This is a genomic window from Vibrio sp. R-1, from assembly GCF_035615595.1.
In the GTDB taxonomy this organism is placed as follows: Bacteria; Pseudomonadota; Gammaproteobacteria; order Enterobacterales; family Vibrionaceae; genus Vibrio; species Vibrio cholerae.
Genome location: NZ_WPDC01000006.1, coordinates 18516 through 34433, shown reverse-complemented (window position 1 = coordinate 34433; position 15918 = coordinate 18516). Strand labels below are relative to the sequence as shown.

Here is a 15918-nt window from a genome sequence, read left to right as displayed (position 1 = left end):
TCTTCATCAAGCCCTAAACGGGCTTGGTGACTTTCCCCGGCACTAGAAGCCATCGACACCCATGCGGCTCATTGCGCGTTGGCTCTACCTGTTTAAACACTCTCCATTAACCACACAATGTTCCCACCAGATAATCGATAAATAAACGCACCCTTGGTGGCAAATTTTTACGACTGGGGTAAAGAATATTCATGGTAGTACTGATCTGATAGAAGTCCGGAAACAATCGCACCAGCGATGCATCAGGCAACTTATCAATCAAAAAACTGGCAATCGATCCCACACCCAAACCATTTTGCACCATGGTCATGACGCCAAGCGGAGAATTACTGCTGTGTTTGCTATGGAATTTGACCTTATGTTGTACGCCCTCTTGATTGGTTAAAGTTAGGGTTTGGTTAGGCAGATTTAAGCGTGTGAGATAGACCCAATCGTGCTGCTCTAAATCCTGAATCGTATGGATCGGCGGCGCGTTCTCTAAATAGGTTTGACTGGCATAAATACCTAACTCAAAAGGCGCTATAACACGGCCAACTAAAGAGGATGACGTCAGCTCACCAATTCGGATCACCATATCCAGATTAGAATCCACCAAATCTTGCAGTCCATCATCGAGCTGAATATCGAAATTCACCTTAGGGTACTGCTTATAAAACTCAGCCAGTAGCGGGTTGAGCAAAAAAGTGCCGACATCAATAGTGGTACCAATGCGGATCGTTCCGGAAACTTCTGACGCTAAGTGGTTAACGGAGCAAAGCGCCTCCTCCGCAATATTCAATAATCCGTGGCTGCGTTGATAAAATGTGTCCCCCTCTGTGGTTAAACTGATTTTACGGGTAGTTCGGTTTAGCAAGCGCACATTCAGTGTTTTTTCTAAAGCGGTGATCTGTTCACTGACCTTAGATTTGGTCATACCTAATGCTTCTGCTGCACAAGTAAAAGAACCACACTCAACCACTTTATTGAATATCACTATGCGTTTTAACTCATTTAGCATGACTGTTCCTTTATTAGTAACTTTGGGTTCTATTTTCATTATCTAGTCAGTACAAGGAATAGCAGAAATAATAATTCCGCCTGTTAGAGATGAGTAATTTTTATTGGTTTCAAGCAGATTTCATATAACCAAACGATTTTTTGAATTTGTGGTATTAATTCCAATTCCTATGTGCGGAATTAATTCACCTAGAGTAGATGTACGGTGAGATGAGTAGATACGTTATCCAATTACTGATGAATGGTTCAATAATGAGCCAAGATGTCATTCTCATTTGTGCACAAATTACTCAACAAGAAAACGACCGTATTGAATATGTTGAATTGCATTCAACCAATCCAACGAATGAGGAAAATTTATGCTCGATGCTCAACAAGAAACCTATGTGGAGAAGATCTCATTTATTCTTCTAAATCAACTGATTGCACAATGCAATGCCAGTTACAACGGGCTTGCTCACTTAAAAAGTCAAATTCGTAGATTTGTAAATAGCCAAGAGAAAATTAAATTACTCCTCCCCGCTTTCCCCTGTAAAACAAATAACTTAGATAAAGTACTTAGCCATACACCCGATCTCGGTGAATATGTCGTTTTAAGAAAGTTTGTTCAATGCATCCGTGACATTGAATCCGTTTATGAACCGGGTGTGACGTTTTATATCTTTTCTGACTATCATACATTCTCTGATTATATCTCCGTCGACTTAGACCACCATTATGATTACTCAGACAATCTGCGTAAAATGGTAGCAAACATGAATTGCAGCGATGCGTTAAAAATTGTCAATTTCGAACATTTTGATGAATTTTCCAATCTGAAAGACACGGAATATTTTGATGGATTACGTGAGAAGTTTGGTGATCCTGACTATGCAGATAATTTCACTGAACTTAAATTAAAAAATAATAAGATGAATCAAACCTATCTGGGTTTGAAAAAATTCATGAATCAGGATCAGAAATTCGTTCTTGCTCCTCTCTCATACAAAGATCGCCGACGTCGTCTTGCGGATATCGCTAAGGGGATGATGGTGCAGGGCAAAGCGCTGGATAACTTCTTGCAGCAAAAATTTGCCGATTGCATTCGATTAAGCATTCATGAACATCCGATGATAGGTAAGAAATACTCGCTGTTTCTGTTCCATGAACGCCAATTCAAAACGCCTTGGCACAGTACTTTGCTGTTTGATGCCAGCCGCGGTGAATTCATTATTGATAGTAAAGAAAATCACTTAAAACGTTCTGGGGTGATTTTGCCTGTCACTCATGATGGCAAGCCTTGGTGTTACCTGCAATTGAGCGCATCCGATGAAGTGCACGCCCATGCGCTGCGCCAAATACGGGCAGAATTACAACATGAAAAATCGGGGTTGTATTTAGAGTGCCCAGCCAATCGCGCTTCACTGGATATGCTACTTCCCAAAGAGCTCAGCCAACTGGTCAAAGAATTTGGCTCGGTTTTGCTGCGCGGTTTTGCACCACTGGCTGACTCTGAACAGCTACAAACTTGGTACCTCAATCACCGTTCTGCCGTCACTTGGGCTTATGAGGTTAGCGTACAAGCCTTCAAAGGCAGTGCTGGTGAGCAACCTTTACATTGGGAGCTCTCCTGCCCACCCGCTTATATGGCCGTACACCCACATCGCTATCAATATGAAGATTACACCCCCCATGAGTACGCGGTTTACAGCGTTGCATCCCCTGAATCGAATACTTGGACCGTGGTTGACGCTGCACTCGCCGTCCTGACCATCAACGGTCAAGAGCGCGAACAGCTGCGTAACACCATCATGCACTACAGCAACTTTTCACCTGAACATGGCGGGAATACTTTACACCCCCTCGTCCGTTACTGTTCGACATCACGCCAAGATGTGCTGCGTTGGCAAGATTTTCAGCATGCGCAGGGCTACCTCACTCATTTAGAAGGGGTCAGCGAATTAGCCGAGCAGTCGCGGATCTATCAACGCCTCAACACGTTATGTCATGACCCAAGAGTTTGCTTTGAGTACAGGCTACAAACCGGCGATTTGCTGTTGGTGAATAATTTAACCACCTTGCAAGCGAGCCATACGAGTTCGATGCATAACGAATACTGGTCTATTCATCTACAACCAGACTCAATCAACTCACCTTGGCAGCCGCACAATCGTATTGTTGAACAAGCTGAACTCACCTCGGCTTAGGCTTCAGCCAAAGCAGCAAGTCGGTTAAGAACGCAAAAAGCCGAGGCACTCGCCTCGGCTTTCTATTGGTGTTGTCTTATTACTCGCGATTAGCCATTTTTCGGTGGCATAAACGCCGTCAGTTCCAACGCCGGCCCTGTGTACTTTTCAATACGCACCAGAGAGGAGTTCGCCGCACAGCCATTGGCCAAACGTGAAGTCGGAATGTCTGAAGTCAGCACATTCGCACCACCGTTTTTACATAAGCCGGTTTGCGGATCAAGATCTGGCCAGCCGCCTTCGTGAATACAGACTGAGCCTTGTTTGATGCGATCCGTCACCAAAGCGCCGACCAGTACTTGGCCACGCTGGTTATAGGCACGAACCAAATCGCCCGTTTGAATGCCGCGTGATGCCGCATCTTCTGGGTGGATCCAAATCGGCTCACGGTTAGCAATCGCATACTCTTCCCGCAATTGAGCGTAGTTGAATTGACTGTGCAAACGGTGCGCCGCGTGCGCCGTCATTAATTGCAACTCGCCCTGCTTCGCATTACCGGTAAATTCATCAGGAGCCAACCAGGTTGGATAGGCTGGACAATCAGGCAAATTAAAGCCCGCCAGAGTCTTAGAGTAAATCTCAATCTTGCCGCTCGGTGTACCTAATGGATTGAGGATCGGATCCGCGCGAAAATCGGCGTAACGCACAAACTGAGCATTTTTCGCGTTCCACTTCATTTCAATCAGCTGGTTATCTTCCCAGAACTTACTGAAATTCGGCATCGCCACTCGTGCTGCACGGCCGCTCTTCTGCGCGGTTTTGTAGAAACCGTACAACCATTCCATCTCGGTTTTGCCTTCGGTAAACACATCACGGCCTCCGGGACGGATCATTTCCGCCATATCGGCAAACACATCAAAGTCGTTACGTGCTTCGCCTTGTGGCTCCACCACCTGTTTCATTGGTACCAAGTGTTGGTTACTGTAGTCACCCGTCATGGTCAAGTCATTACGCTCAAACGTTGTGGTGATCGGCAGTACGATATCGGCATGCTTCGCCGCCGCTGTCCAATACGGCTCTGAAATCACAATCAGCTCAGGCTTTTGCCACGCTTTGATCAGACGATTGGTGTCTTGATGGTGGGTAAAGTTGGCACCACCCGCCCACCAGATCATCTTGATCTCAGGGAAGGTCAGCGTGTGACCATTGTGTTGATAGGTCCCGCCCGGATTCTCCAACGCTTCCACAATACGCGCGACCGGGAAACTTTGCGTCGCCCCTGAAATCGCCCAATCATTCCCCGCCGAAGATCCACCACCAATAGCTGCCGAAATGGCAGGCAGTACACCCGCGTCACGCGCGGGGTTCCCGCCATTCGAGTAATGGTAGGAGAAACCAAAACCACCGCCCGGCAAGCCAATTTGCCCCAACATCGCGGCTAAGGTGACCACCATCCAGTGACGCTGCTCACCATATTGTTGACGCTGCATACCCCAGCCTGCCATTAGCATAGTGCGATGGTTGCTGAAAATCTCAGCCAGCGTTTCTAGTTGCTTGGCTGGTACGCCACAAATGCCTTCTGCCCATTGCGCGGATTTTTCAACGCCATCTTCTTTACCCAGCAAATACGCTTCAAAGCGATCGTAGCCTACGGTGTATTTGTCCAAGAAGGCTTTATCGTGCTTACCTTGTTTGATCAGCGAGTGCGCGATACCCATCATCATCGCCACATCTGTCATTGGGTGTGGGGCAATCCATTGGGCTTGCTCACCGAAAAACTCGATGGTTTCAGAGCGGATCGGATCAATACCGATAATGGTTTTGCCGGATTTTTTCAATTGATGGAAGAATTCAAGACCTGCGCAATCGGTCGAGCTCCACGCAATTTTCAACGTGTTGATCGGGTTTAACCCCCACAGAACCACCACATCACTGTGCTCTAGCACTACGGGGTAAGTGGTTTGCTGCTCATACACTTCAATCGAACCAACCACGTGCGGCATGATGATTTGCGCCGCGCCAGTTGAGTAATCGCCCAAGTGGCCAGAATAACCGCCCGCCATACTCATATAGCGTTGCAATAAAGTTTGAGCTTTATGCAGCACGCCACTGGAGCGCCAACCATAAGAGCCAGCAAACACCGAGGCTGGACCATAGGTTTTGCGAATGCGCATATGCTGCTCATGGATTAAGCGATACGCGTCATCCCACGATACGCGCACAAACTCATCACTGCCACGTACTCCTTTCGGCGCGGCAGGGTTTGCTAAAAAGCCTTTGCGAACCATAGGGTATTTAACCCGCGCTTGGGTATACACCTGATCAGGGCCTGTCGATTGCAAGCTGTTCGGTACGGTTTGCGCCAGCGCATTTTTGGTCGCCACCATTTTGCCATCTTGCACTTCACAGAGAAGTGGCCCCATACGTCCAGCCGTTAACACGCCTTTACCACGCGCGTTATCACTGGCAACCGAGAGTGGTGAAAATGAAGTGAAAGCCATTGCACCGGCAGCCATACCTGTGCCTTTTAAAAATCCACGGCGGGTGATTTTAGTCATAACGTTATCCCTCTACTTATACTCAGTGGCTAACCATATCTTTGGCATGGTGCTGGAAGAACTTGGTGAGAATCTCCAGATTCTCAGCGGAAATATCCGTCCGCTCTCCCATACTTTTCGCCACTGGCCCCCAAGCATTCACGGTAAAGTGACTGGCTGGAATTTTCGCATGGCAGGTCGCACAGTAAACGTTATCAAGCTGTTCGGCATAAGACCAAACCGGCTCTAAACTATCCACCACAGGCGATGTGATGGTGGCGGTTAAATTCACCGCGCGCCATTGGTTACCGTAAGCATCGGTTTTGTAGTCTTGTGCTTGCAGCGCTTGTTGGCCTTGCTCGGTTAAAGTCGCGACAACCGCACGTTGCCCCTCACCCATATACAGTACTTGTTCTGCGCCTTTCATTTGGTAAGCGTTTATTTGCACGGTACGTTCAGTGCCCTTGGTACTCACAACATCCAGAGCAGTCGTCGGGTTGATCGTACCCAGTTCACCCATCGCAATCGCGGTGACAGGGTAAACTCGCTGCGCGTCAGCGGCCGTTTTCTCGGTAAAGGCCATCAAGGTTTCAAAGGCTTTGCTATCAAGCTCCGCTTCAGGCGCGAAGTGCGCGACACCTTTGTGGCAATCAATACAGGTTTGGTTATTGGCTTTGGCATACTCATGCATTTTCACCGCTTCGTGTGACTGCTCAAACGGCTCCATGGCATCAAAATCATGGCAAGAGCGACACGTTGCCGAATCGTTACCGCGCATCTGCTGCCATACCATCTCCGCTAACTCTTGGCGGTGCGCCTCATACTTCTCAGGCGTATCAATTTTACCTGTTACAAATTCGTGGTAGATGTCTTTGGTCGCTCGTACCTTAGTGACGAGATAACCGATGGGATCGCTCGGAATATGGCAATCGGCACATTCGGCGCGAATGCCTTTCGCATTGGAAAAGTGAACAGAGCCTTGATACTCCTTAAAAGGGATCTCCATAGAATGGCAGGAGAGACAAAACTCGGTGCTTGAGGTGTAATGCATCACTGCAGCACTGCCACCTAAAGTGACCCAGCCAATTGCCACCCCAATGGCAACAAGCAGTGCAACATACCTTTTTTTGATCGACATAAGCTTACACATCCTTTTACATTTATAAATATGCGATCATCCTACCCCTTTTGGGGTATGAGATATTGATCCGCATCATATACGTGCTACGACAAGCGTGCTTATGTGATCTAAAACTCAATAAAAAAGGCCAGCATACTCGCTGGCCTCCATCCATCAACCTGTGATCACAGTGATAAAATCACCCCAGCGATCGATGCACTCATTAGGTTAGCCAATACGCCTGCGCCAATCGCACGGAAGCCGTATTGGGAGATAAAAGAGCGACGTTCAGGTACAAGGCTACCCAAACCACCAATCAAAATCGCCATGGTAGAAATATTGGCAAAACCGCACAGCGCGAAAGTCACGATCGCTTGTGAATGCGCACTCAATTGCTCTTTCACTTCAATCAGTTGAATGAAAGCGACAAACTCGTTCACCACCACTTTGTTACCAATCAACGAGCCTGCCGTGATCGCTTCATGCCATGGAATACCAATCAGCCAAGCTACCGGAGCGAAAACATACCCCATGATCAGTTCAAAGCTTAGCTCGATGCCAAACCAGCCACCAAACCAACCGAGCAAGCCGTTTAACAGCGCTATCACACTCACGAAAGCGAGCAAAGTCGCCCCTACCGCAACAGCAATTTTCACACCCGACATCGCGCCATCGGCAATCGCTTCGACGACGTTAGTGGATTTCGGCAGATCCAACTCATCTTGCGCAATCGCGGCATCGACGTGTTCGGTTTCTGGCAACATGATTTTTGCCATCAAGAGACCCGCAGGGGCAGACATGAAAGCCGCCGCGATCAGATAGTTCAATTCCACACCTAAAGAGGCATAACCAACCAAAGTACCGCCAGCAACCGACGCTAAGCCGCCCGTCATTACTGCAAAGAATTGCGAGTCGGTCATTTTATGAAGATAGGGTTTCACCACGAGCGGTGCTTCAATCATACCCACGAAAATGTTTGCAGTGGCAGAAAGGGATTCTGCACGGCCTGTGCCAAGCAATTTCTGTAAACCACCACCGATGAGGTTAATCACTTTCGGCATGATGCCTAAATGGTAAAGACCAGAAATCAGTGCAGAGAAGAAAATGATGATGCCAAGGACATTAATCGCAAACACAAAACCTACGCTGCCATTGGCGAGGCCACCAAACACAAAACCGATACCATCTTGCCCATAGTTGATCAGTTGTGACACCGCGCCCGTCACACGATTGAGAGCCTCTTTACCGGCAGGTACATACAGCACCAGTAAGGCGAAGAAGATTTGTAGCAGTAACGCTAAAGAAACTGTACGCAAGTTGATATTTTTTCTATTGGTAGAAAATAGCCACGCAACCAGCAAAATTGCGCCCATACCGAGGAGTGATGACATAACGCCGCCCAAATTGTGAGTAGAACAGGAAAGGCGGCGATTTTAGTGAAGGAAATCGTATGCGCAAGGTGAGTTTGTTAATCACTCATTACCAAACCGGTAATCAAAATGCGTCTTTTCATAACGTGCTGATTTTATTAAGCCTAAACGTTTGCTTTTAAGTTATCTTTTCCATTGGGAAAATATCTTTTTAAAAACAGCAACAATCCTCATGGAATATACCCCAGCGATCTCGTGTTGCACTAGCAAGCCAGTGAGCCTATCTCACCGAGTATCGAAAGGCGGCGTTATTAGAGAGAGCAAACATGATCCACACCGCTACGGCGTTAAGTCGGCAGGAGCTATTCTGCTGCAAAACGAACATAAGGTTGTAAACGAGTATCCCAGTAACAAGGCGTACCGAGCCGCTGTTTGATGAATTCAATCACCGCCGATGTTTTTTTCGGCATATGTTGACGACTGGGATACACCGCATAAAACGGCATCTGTTGATTGGCGGACCACTCCGGCAGCAGCTGAATAAGCTGCCCTGTGCGAAATTCATCTCGCAGCAAATAGGTCGCTAAATAAGCGATTCCCCATCCTGCCACGGCAGCATCGCGTACCGCCTCCGCCAGATCGACCGAGTAGTTACCAGCCACTTTAATGGTTTGATTGTGTCCATCTCGGCTGAATGACCAACGGGTGTAATCGCGCTCCCAGCTTCGATAAATCAAGCAGTTATGCTCCATTAAGGCCATAGGTTCTGTGGGTGATCCATAACGCAGCAGGTAGTCTGGCGATGCGGCCACCACAAAACGGCAATCGGCAATGCGCTGCGCCACATAACCCTCTGGTAGCTGCTCGTTACTGGTGATCCACAAATCCAACCCTTCCTTGAGCATATCGACTTTATGATCAAACAGATGCACTTCGACGTTCAACTCAGGATATTGTTGGCGAAGCTGCTCCAGAGCAGGCAACACATGCAAGGTGCCAAAAGATTGCGATAAACCAAGCCTAATCAGCCCTGCCACTTCATTACGCTGATCTTCCATTTCACTTTGTGCATTGGTCACAATCGTTAAAAGTTCACGGCACTGAGAGTAGAAGAGATTTCCCGCATCGGTCAGAGTGAAACTGCGCGTGGTGCGCTGCACTAACTTTACCCCCAGCGAGGCTTCCAACGCGGCGAGCTGTTTACTGACATGAGAAACCGACACGCCTAGCGCATGCGCGGCGGCGGTGAAACTTTGATGTTGAATTAACACCGCAAATAAAGCCATTTGGCTCGCGCGTTCAGCAAACAAATCGCATCCCCATCAGCAAACTCTCCCCATCACAGCCTTCTCCATCAACACATCCCGATTACCGAAATGCCTATCAAAAAACCGTTGCTCACAAACAGAAAAAACAGAGGGCTCAATGAGAGCCCTCTGTTCGCTAATTGCCAATCCGTTATGTCAATCCGTTGCGCCAATCCAACAGGTTAGAACGCAATCCGATCCGCCAGATGGCTGACCGCCAACGCAAAGTAATGAGAGCGGTTCCACTTCATCAATACATTGTAGTTGTTATACACAAGATAAATGCGCCCGGCTTCATCATCAGGCATGATGAGCCACGCTTTAATATCATCAGAAAGCGCTGGCAGCGGTTTACCATCATAACGAGTGACCCCAAGCTTACTCCACTCTTGTAACGTTTTGCCTTTTTCAGGCTGACGTCCTTCTAGAGCATGGTCAAACCCTTTGGGGATTTTCACTTGGCGTCCCCAAGTGTACTTATCATCCCAGCCTGATTGGCTGAGATAATTCGCCGTAGAAGCAAATACGTCTGAACGTGTTCCCCAAATGTCTTTTTTGCCATCGCCGTTGCCATCAGCGGCAAAATTCAAAAACGAGCTTGGCATAAATTGACACTGTCCCATCGCGCCCGCCCAAGAGCCTTTCATGGCTTCAGGGGCAATGTGACCTTGTTCGAGGATCTGCAAGGCGGCCATGGTTTCTTTGCGGAAAAACTCTTCGCGGCGGCCTTCATAGGCCAGCGTCGATAACGCATCAATCACCCGAAAGTTACCCGTGAACGCACCAAAATTACTTTCAACCCCCCACAAGGCAACAATAAATCTCGGTTGTACACCATACTGCTTACCAATACGTTGCAGCTCAGTGTAGTGTTTTTCATACAGAGATTGCGCTTGCTTTACTTTCCACTCCGGTACAGCGCGCGGAATGTATTCATCCAGCGTCAACTTTTTCTCTGGCTGATTTTTATCCGCGACGACGGAACGAGGCTTGTATTCCACATCACGAAACGCTTCGTTGAGGATGCGTTCGGAAATACCTTCTTCACGCGCTTGCTGCTTTAGCCTTTCGACATATTGTTCAAAACTGACTTCATTGGCGAGTACGGGTGCCGATAACGCTAAGCCCAGTACTATCGATAATAATTTTTTCAAGATGCCCTCCTTGAGCCATCTTCATCAGGGAGTTTGGCGCGCTTTGCGCTCCTTATGTTGTTCCAGCAAATTTTCTGGTGGCGGCGGTAACTGCAAAAAGAAACCTTGTTCCTGCATGGATTGTTTCACCTTCTCCACATTCACTTGCGCCAACTGACGCTGCTCAAGATTGACCAGCATGACAAAAATAGGTTTACCAAACATCTGTTTTAAGGTGTCAGGGACCTGTGAAAAATCGTCCCGTTTCGGAATATAGAGATAAGTGCCTTCTTTTTTAGGACTTTTGTAAATAGAGCAAAGCATGACAAGCCTTTTATTTCGATTATTGACCACTTAGGGCATTTTGTCTTAATTCAGTTAACTTTGATCAAAATTGATGCCAAATCACTTATTTCACCGCAAGAGAACTTGCTGTGCTTTGGCGCTGAATATAACATGACAGCCCTGTTCTCAGCCAATGCTCTCTCCGTAAGGCTTAGAGTTTATTGAGGTCAACGTTACCATGTCGAAAAACCCTGACCTGAAAGGTAGTAGTTTTACTTTGTCGGTATTACACCTTTCTGACAACCAAATTGCGCATACTGTTCAATTTCTTCAAGAAAAGATCGCGCAAGCACCGGCCTTTTTTGCCAATGCCCCCGTGGTGCTGAATGTGGCGAAAGTCGAGGGTGATCTTGATTATCCTGCGTTAAAACAAGGGATCAGCCAAGCGGGTTTAATCCCCGTCGGTGTCACAGGATGTAAAGACAAACGTAGCCAAAACCTTGCCGTCGAAGCCGGTTTTGCAGTAATGACCGCCACAAACTCCCCAGCCCAAGCCCCAGCGCAAATGGCTCCGACCAAAGTGATTCGTACCCCAGTACGTTCGGGTCAACAGATTTATGCCAAAGACGGCGATCTGGTGATCTTAAGTCACGTCAGTGCGGGGGCTGAAGTGATCGCCGATGGTTCAATCCATATTTATGGCACGTTACGTGGCCGTGCGATTGCAGGAGCGAGTGGTCAACGAGAAGCACGAATTATTTGTCATGATTTGCAAGCGGAATTGATTTCCATCGCTGGCCGCTATTGGTTAAGTGATCAAATTGAAAGTCAGTTCTGGCAACAGAGGGTGATGCTCAGTATGACTGACGAATCGCTCTATCTCGAAACGCTCACGATTTAAGATTGAAAGGAAAAAATAACATGTCGCGCATTATTGTCGTCACGTCAGGAAAAGGCGGGGTTGGCAAAACCACCTCCAGTGCTGCAATTGCTTCAGGTCTCGCGCTGCGAGGCAAAAAAACCGCTGTGATCGATTTTGATATCGGTCTGCGTAATCTCGATTTAATCATGGGCTGTGAGCGCCGCGTGGTGTACGATTTTGTCAATGTCATCAACGGTGAAGCAACGCTCAACCAAGCCTTGATTAAAGACAAACGCAACGAAAACCTGTTCATCCTGCCTGCCTCTCAAACTCGTGATAAAGATGCGCTAACCAAAGATGGTGTACAGCGCGTGCTCAATGATCTCAAAGAGATGGGTTTTGACTTCATCATTTGTGACTCACCAGCAGGGATTGAGCAAGGCGCGCTGATGGCGTTGTACTACGCCGACGAAGCGATTGTCACCACCAACCCTGAAGTATCGTCAGTGCGCGACTCTGACCGTATTCTAGGCATTCTCGATTCTAAATCGATGCGGGCAGAACAAGGCCAAGCGCCGATCAAACAGCATCTGCTGCTCACTCGCTACAACCCTGCACGCGTCACTCAAGGTGAAATGCTCAGTGTGCAAGACGTCGAAGAAATCCTACATGTGCCGCTGCTCGGTGTGATTCCAGAAAGCCAAGCCGTATTGAACGCCTCGAACAAAGGGGTTCCAGTAATTTTTGACGATCAATCCGATGCAGGCCAAGCTTATCAAGATACGGTGGCACGTCTACTTGGTGAACAAGTTGAGTTTCGTTTCCTGACTGAAGCGAAGAAAGGTATTTTCAAACGCTTATTCGGAGGTTAACGCTATGTCATTGCTGGAATTTTTCCGCCCACAGAAGAAGACTTCCGCGAGCGTTGCCAAAGAGCGTCTGCAGATCATTGTGGCTGAGCGTCGTAGCCAAAACGATCCTGCACCCAGCTATTTGCCACAACTCAAAGAAGACATTCTGAAAGTGATTGCCAAATACGTCGCGATTGACCCATCCATGGTCGAACTCTCTTTTGAGCATAAAGGCGATGATATCTCGGTGCTTGAGCTCAACGTCAAACTGCCGGATGACGAAAAATAACCGCTTCAAGACCCTCATCAATGAGGGTCTTTTATTATCTCCCTCTGGTCTCTGCTCAACAGGCTCTCTCCAAACGATTTGGCGTTGTCGTCTGTAGGCGGCAAGTAGGAAAGGGGTATCCTTCTCCACAAGCAAATGACTATTTATTATCTGTTGGGAAATATCGCTTTTATTGAGCTAGATCACACACAACTTGTCGCTAAAATGACGCGCGTTTGACTAGGACTTAACGGCATGAGTTCATATTAGTCGTGTTTGTGATGGTCAACCTTTCTTAACCAAGGATCTATGATGAAAAAAAGTATTTTTGCCCTGAGCGCGCTGACTCTCATTCTTGTCGGTTGCGACAACCAACAAGACGCAAAAGTGGAAGTAGAAAAAGTCGTTGATGTTGCGGCAGCACCTGCTGAGCAATCTGCGGCTCAACCATCAACAGCAAGCGTTGATGCAGCGCACAATGCTCAAAACAGCCTAGATTGGGCTGGCATCTATCAAGGCACTCTGCCTTGTGCTGATTGCGGTGGCATTGAAACAGAGCTGACGCTGAACGCGGATGGCACCTACGCGCTAACAGAAAAATACCTCGATAAAGAAGGTGAACCTTTTGCCTCTCAAGGTACTTTCGTTTGGAATGAAGCTGGTAATATCGTAACACTGCAAACAGGCGACCAAACTGGCAGACAATTCATGGTGGGTGAAAACACGCTGTCCCATCTGGATATGGAAGGTAAGGTTATCGAAGGTGAGCTGGCTGAGTTTTACGTGCTAAGCAAGCAATAAACCGAGTCGCTTATACGCTTTACAAAAATACGGTTTACGAAAAACGCGCCATCCATTGGGCGCGTTTTTTATTGCCTACATTTAAGCTTTGCTTTTCGTTTTCGCTTCAAAGGCGGCGAGTTGCTCTGGCGTCGCAGGCGGCTGGTGGTTTGCCTTCCACTCATCGTAAGTCATACCGTAAACGCGCTCACGCGCATCATCAATATTCAAATCCAACCCCTGTTTTTCCGCTTCAGCAGCGTACCATTTACACAAGCAGTTGCGGCAAAAATCCGCCAAAATCATCAGGTCGATATTCTGAACTTCTTTATGTTGATCAAGATGTTGTAGCAGTTGACGAAACACTGCGGCATCGAGTTTATCTTGCTCGGCTTGGCTGAGTTGTTGATGTTTGAATTGCGCCACGTCACTTTCCTTTTGTGCCATATTGAAGGCGACCAGTATATACCCAAACATAGGCAGATTGCAGTTGAAGCAGGCTTCGGATTTTCGTGATAAAAAAACACCCAGCTTTCGCTGGGTGTTGAATATCATGACTAAATTGGGCGTTGGTCTGTTTTTTAACCTTGGATACCAACAATCAACCAAGGAGCATTGGGGACTGTCAGGTCACGTTCTAAGTGCCATACGTCCTCGATGTTTTCTTCAATACCTTCGACAGCGTCACGATAACGACCGCTGAACTGCAAGCTGAGCTGAGCGCGGTTTGCATCGTAATCTGCACGAACAATCTCTGCATCCACGTACATGACGTCCGTATGTTGATCGCCTTCGTAATTCGCACGCTCGGCTTTAAGATCTTCAAACAGGCTTGGAGAGACATACTCACGAATCGTTTCGAGTTGGTTATGGTTCCACGCCCCTTGCAAGATGCGATAGTGTTCACGTGCACCATTCACAAACGCCACGCGGTCAAAACCGGCTGGGTAATTGTGGGGTACATCGCTCTGAGCGGCACTACCAAAACCACCACCCATAGATTGTGGCTGTTCAAAGTTGTGTACGTTAGGTTGCTCAAACGGCGTGCGGTTCATGCCGCTGTAGGCCGGTTGCTGCTGAGACTGGTTTATGCTGCCTTGCTTCGATGCCAGAAAAGCACGCATCAGCTTGAAGATCACAAACGCAATCAGACCCATGATCAGGATATCCATAAATTGGATACCTTCAAATGCACCGCCAAAGAAGGCAGCAAGCAGACCACCTGCCAGTAGACCGCCGAGCAAACCGCCCATTAAGCCTTTCTTCGCCGAGCTGGCTGGATTCGCCGCATCATTTTTCACTGTGTCATTTTTTTGTTGTTGCTGTTTAGGTGCCGGAGCCGTTTTGTAACTGTTATTACCAAACGACTTACCACCTCCGAATTTTTTGGCCTCAGCAATCGGAGTTACCGCAACCGAAACCATGATTAACGCGATAAGCGAAAACAAACGTTTCATACACTTCCTTAGGGTTCGATGTTATGGGGCTTTGCAGCCGATCTATCTTCTCAAAGTCACTATAGCCAGTTCATCTCGCAATGGAAACGTTTTGCATTTATCGACATGTATCAGAATATTGCAAATCGATTCGTTGACGCTCCTATAGGGGATGTTTAGACTATCGAACGTTGTTCATTATTGAATCCAGATCATGGCTAGACGAAACGATCATACCCGAGAAGAGCTGGTGGCTCTCACCTTAGATAGAGTCAAACAGTTCCTCGATACTCACTCCTATCATGAACTGAGCTTGCGTAAAGTCGCCACTATGATTGGCTACGTGCCCAGCACCTTAGTCAACGTGTTTGGCAATTACAATTTGTTGCTATTGCATGTAGTGGCGCAAACCCTTGACGAATTGGCGCAAGAAGCCCAACAAGCGGTAAAATCCACCGCTTATCCGAAAGATGCACTCTATCAACTGGCTTATTGCTACCATGATTTTGCGAAAAAAAATCCCTATCGCTGGCAGTTAATTTTTGAGCACAACATGAATGGGGAGAAGCTGCCCGAGTGGCAAGCTCAACGCATTAATAACATGACCAGCATGTTAGAAGATCTGCTGAAAGTAATTGCGCCTTTGCGTTCAGAGCAAGAAGTGTTGCAGGCGAGCCGCGTATTGTGGTCTGGCGTGCATGGCATCACTATCTTGAGTGTCGATGATAAATTTTTTGCCAATGAACCGATTGATGGTAATGCTTTGATTAATAATCTGCTGAATCACTATCTGGCTAACTGGTAATGG

Annotated in this window: 15 protein-coding genes; 6 read left to right on the top strand and 9 right to left on the bottom strand. The window is 47.5% G+C overall.

Annotation, left to right across the window (positions count from 1 at the left end; all coding sequences use genetic code 11):
* Window positions 1-106: 106 nt before the first annotated feature.
* Window positions 107-997: a LysR family transcriptional regulator gene (locus tag GOU96_RS02305; protein WP_042988199.1), complete on the bottom strand. Its 891-nt coding sequence runs from the start codon at window positions 995-997 to the stop codon at window positions 107-109.
* A 358-nt stretch (window positions 998-1355) separates the two neighbouring features.
* Here GOU96_RS02305 and GOU96_RS02300 point away from each other — a divergent pair, with 358 nt between their 5' ends.
* On the top strand, window positions 1356-3182 hold the full coding sequence (locus tag GOU96_RS02300) for an L-tyrosine/L-tryptophan isonitrile synthase family protein (protein WP_267781404.1): 1827 nt from the start codon (window positions 1356-1358) through the stop codon (window positions 3180-3182).
* A gap of 89 nt (window positions 3183-3271) precedes the next feature.
* On the opposite strand, the gene GOU96_RS02295 is transcribed toward GOU96_RS02300, so the two are convergent.
* From GOU96_RS02295 to GOU96_RS02270, 6 genes are all read right to left on the bottom strand, one after another.
* Window positions 3272-5719: a molybdopterin guanine dinucleotide-containing S/N-oxide reductase gene (locus GOU96_RS02295; RefSeq protein ID WP_267781402.1), complete on the bottom strand. Its 2448-nt coding sequence runs from the start codon at window positions 5717-5719 to the stop codon at window positions 3272-3274.
* A gap of 22 nt (window positions 5720-5741) precedes the next feature.
* Window positions 5742-6836, bottom strand: a complete 1095-nt coding sequence (locus tag GOU96_RS02290) for a NapC/NirT family cytochrome c (protein ID WP_000023443.1) — start codon at window positions 6834-6836, stop codon at window positions 5742-5744.
* A 167-nt stretch (window positions 6837-7003) separates the two neighbouring features.
* On the bottom strand, window positions 7004-8209 hold the full coding sequence (locus GOU96_RS02285; protein ID WP_000096607.1) for a NupC/NupG family nucleoside CNT transporter: 1206 nt from the start codon (window positions 8207-8209) through the stop codon (window positions 7004-7006).
* Between the two features lie 341 nt (window positions 8210-8550).
* Window positions 8551-9498: a LysR family transcriptional regulator gene (locus GOU96_RS02280; RefSeq protein WP_267781400.1), complete on the bottom strand. Its 948-nt coding sequence runs from the start codon at window positions 9496-9498 to the stop codon at window positions 8551-8553.
* Window positions 9499-9677: 179 nt separating this feature from the next.
* On the bottom strand, window positions 9678-10649 hold the full coding sequence (locus GOU96_RS02275; protein ID WP_000735487.1) for a lytic murein transglycosylase: 972 nt from the start codon (window positions 10647-10649) through the stop codon (window positions 9678-9680).
* Between the two features lie 24 nt (window positions 10650-10673).
* Window positions 10674-10952 carry a YcgL domain-containing protein gene (locus GOU96_RS02270; protein WP_000882651.1) on the bottom strand — a complete coding sequence of 93 codons (279 nt, stop codon included), beginning with the start codon at window positions 10950-10952 and terminating at the stop codon, window positions 10674-10676.
* 199 nt (window positions 10953-11151) lie between these two features.
* Between GOU96_RS02270 and minC the strand changes: the two genes are divergently transcribed.
* The 4 genes from minC to GOU96_RS02250 all read left to right on the top strand — a co-directional run bounded on the left by minC (window position 11152) and on the right by GOU96_RS02250 (window position 13695).
* Window positions 11152-11814, top strand: coding sequence for a septum site-determining protein MinC (gene minC, locus GOU96_RS02265; RefSeq protein ID WP_042988204.1), 663 nt, complete (start codon window positions 11152-11154; stop codon window positions 11812-11814).
* 20 nt (window positions 11815-11834) lie between these two features.
* A complete protein-coding gene (gene minD, locus GOU96_RS02260) occupies window positions 11835-12647 on the top strand; it encodes a septum site-determining protein MinD (RefSeq protein WP_000086775.1) in 813 nt (270 codons plus the stop codon).
* Between the two features lie 4 nt (window positions 12648-12651).
* Complete coding sequence (gene minE, locus GOU96_RS02255; protein ID WP_000054416.1) at window positions 12652-12915, top strand: cell division topological specificity factor MinE; 264 nt, start codon at window positions 12652-12654, stop codon at window positions 12913-12915.
* A gap of 291 nt (window positions 12916-13206) precedes the next feature.
* Window positions 13207-13695: a copper resistance protein NlpE gene (locus GOU96_RS02250; protein ID WP_000748182.1), complete on the top strand. Its 489-nt coding sequence runs from the start codon at window positions 13207-13209 to the stop codon at window positions 13693-13695.
* Window positions 13696-13776: 81 nt separating this feature from the next.
* Here the strand turns inward: GOU96_RS02250 and GOU96_RS02245 are convergent, their stop codons facing one another.
* Together GOU96_RS02245 and GOU96_RS02240 are read right to left on the bottom strand one after the other, a co-directional pair.
* Window positions 13777-14100 carry a DUF1244 domain-containing protein gene (locus GOU96_RS02245; RefSeq protein WP_000046692.1) on the bottom strand — a complete coding sequence of 108 codons (324 nt, stop codon included), beginning with the start codon at window positions 14098-14100 and terminating at the stop codon, window positions 13777-13779.
* A gap of 155 nt (window positions 14101-14255) precedes the next feature.
* Complete coding sequence (locus GOU96_RS02240) at window positions 14256-15131, bottom strand: Tim44 domain-containing protein (RefSeq protein WP_000825368.1); 876 nt, start codon at window positions 15129-15131, stop codon at window positions 14256-14258.
* A 193-nt stretch (window positions 15132-15324) separates the two neighbouring features.
* Between GOU96_RS02240 and GOU96_RS02235 the strand changes: the two genes are divergently transcribed.
* A complete protein-coding gene (locus GOU96_RS02235; RefSeq protein WP_042988205.1) occupies window positions 15325-15915 on the top strand; it encodes a TetR/AcrR family transcriptional regulator in 591 nt (196 codons plus the stop codon).
* Window positions 15916-15918: the final 3 nt, after the last annotated feature.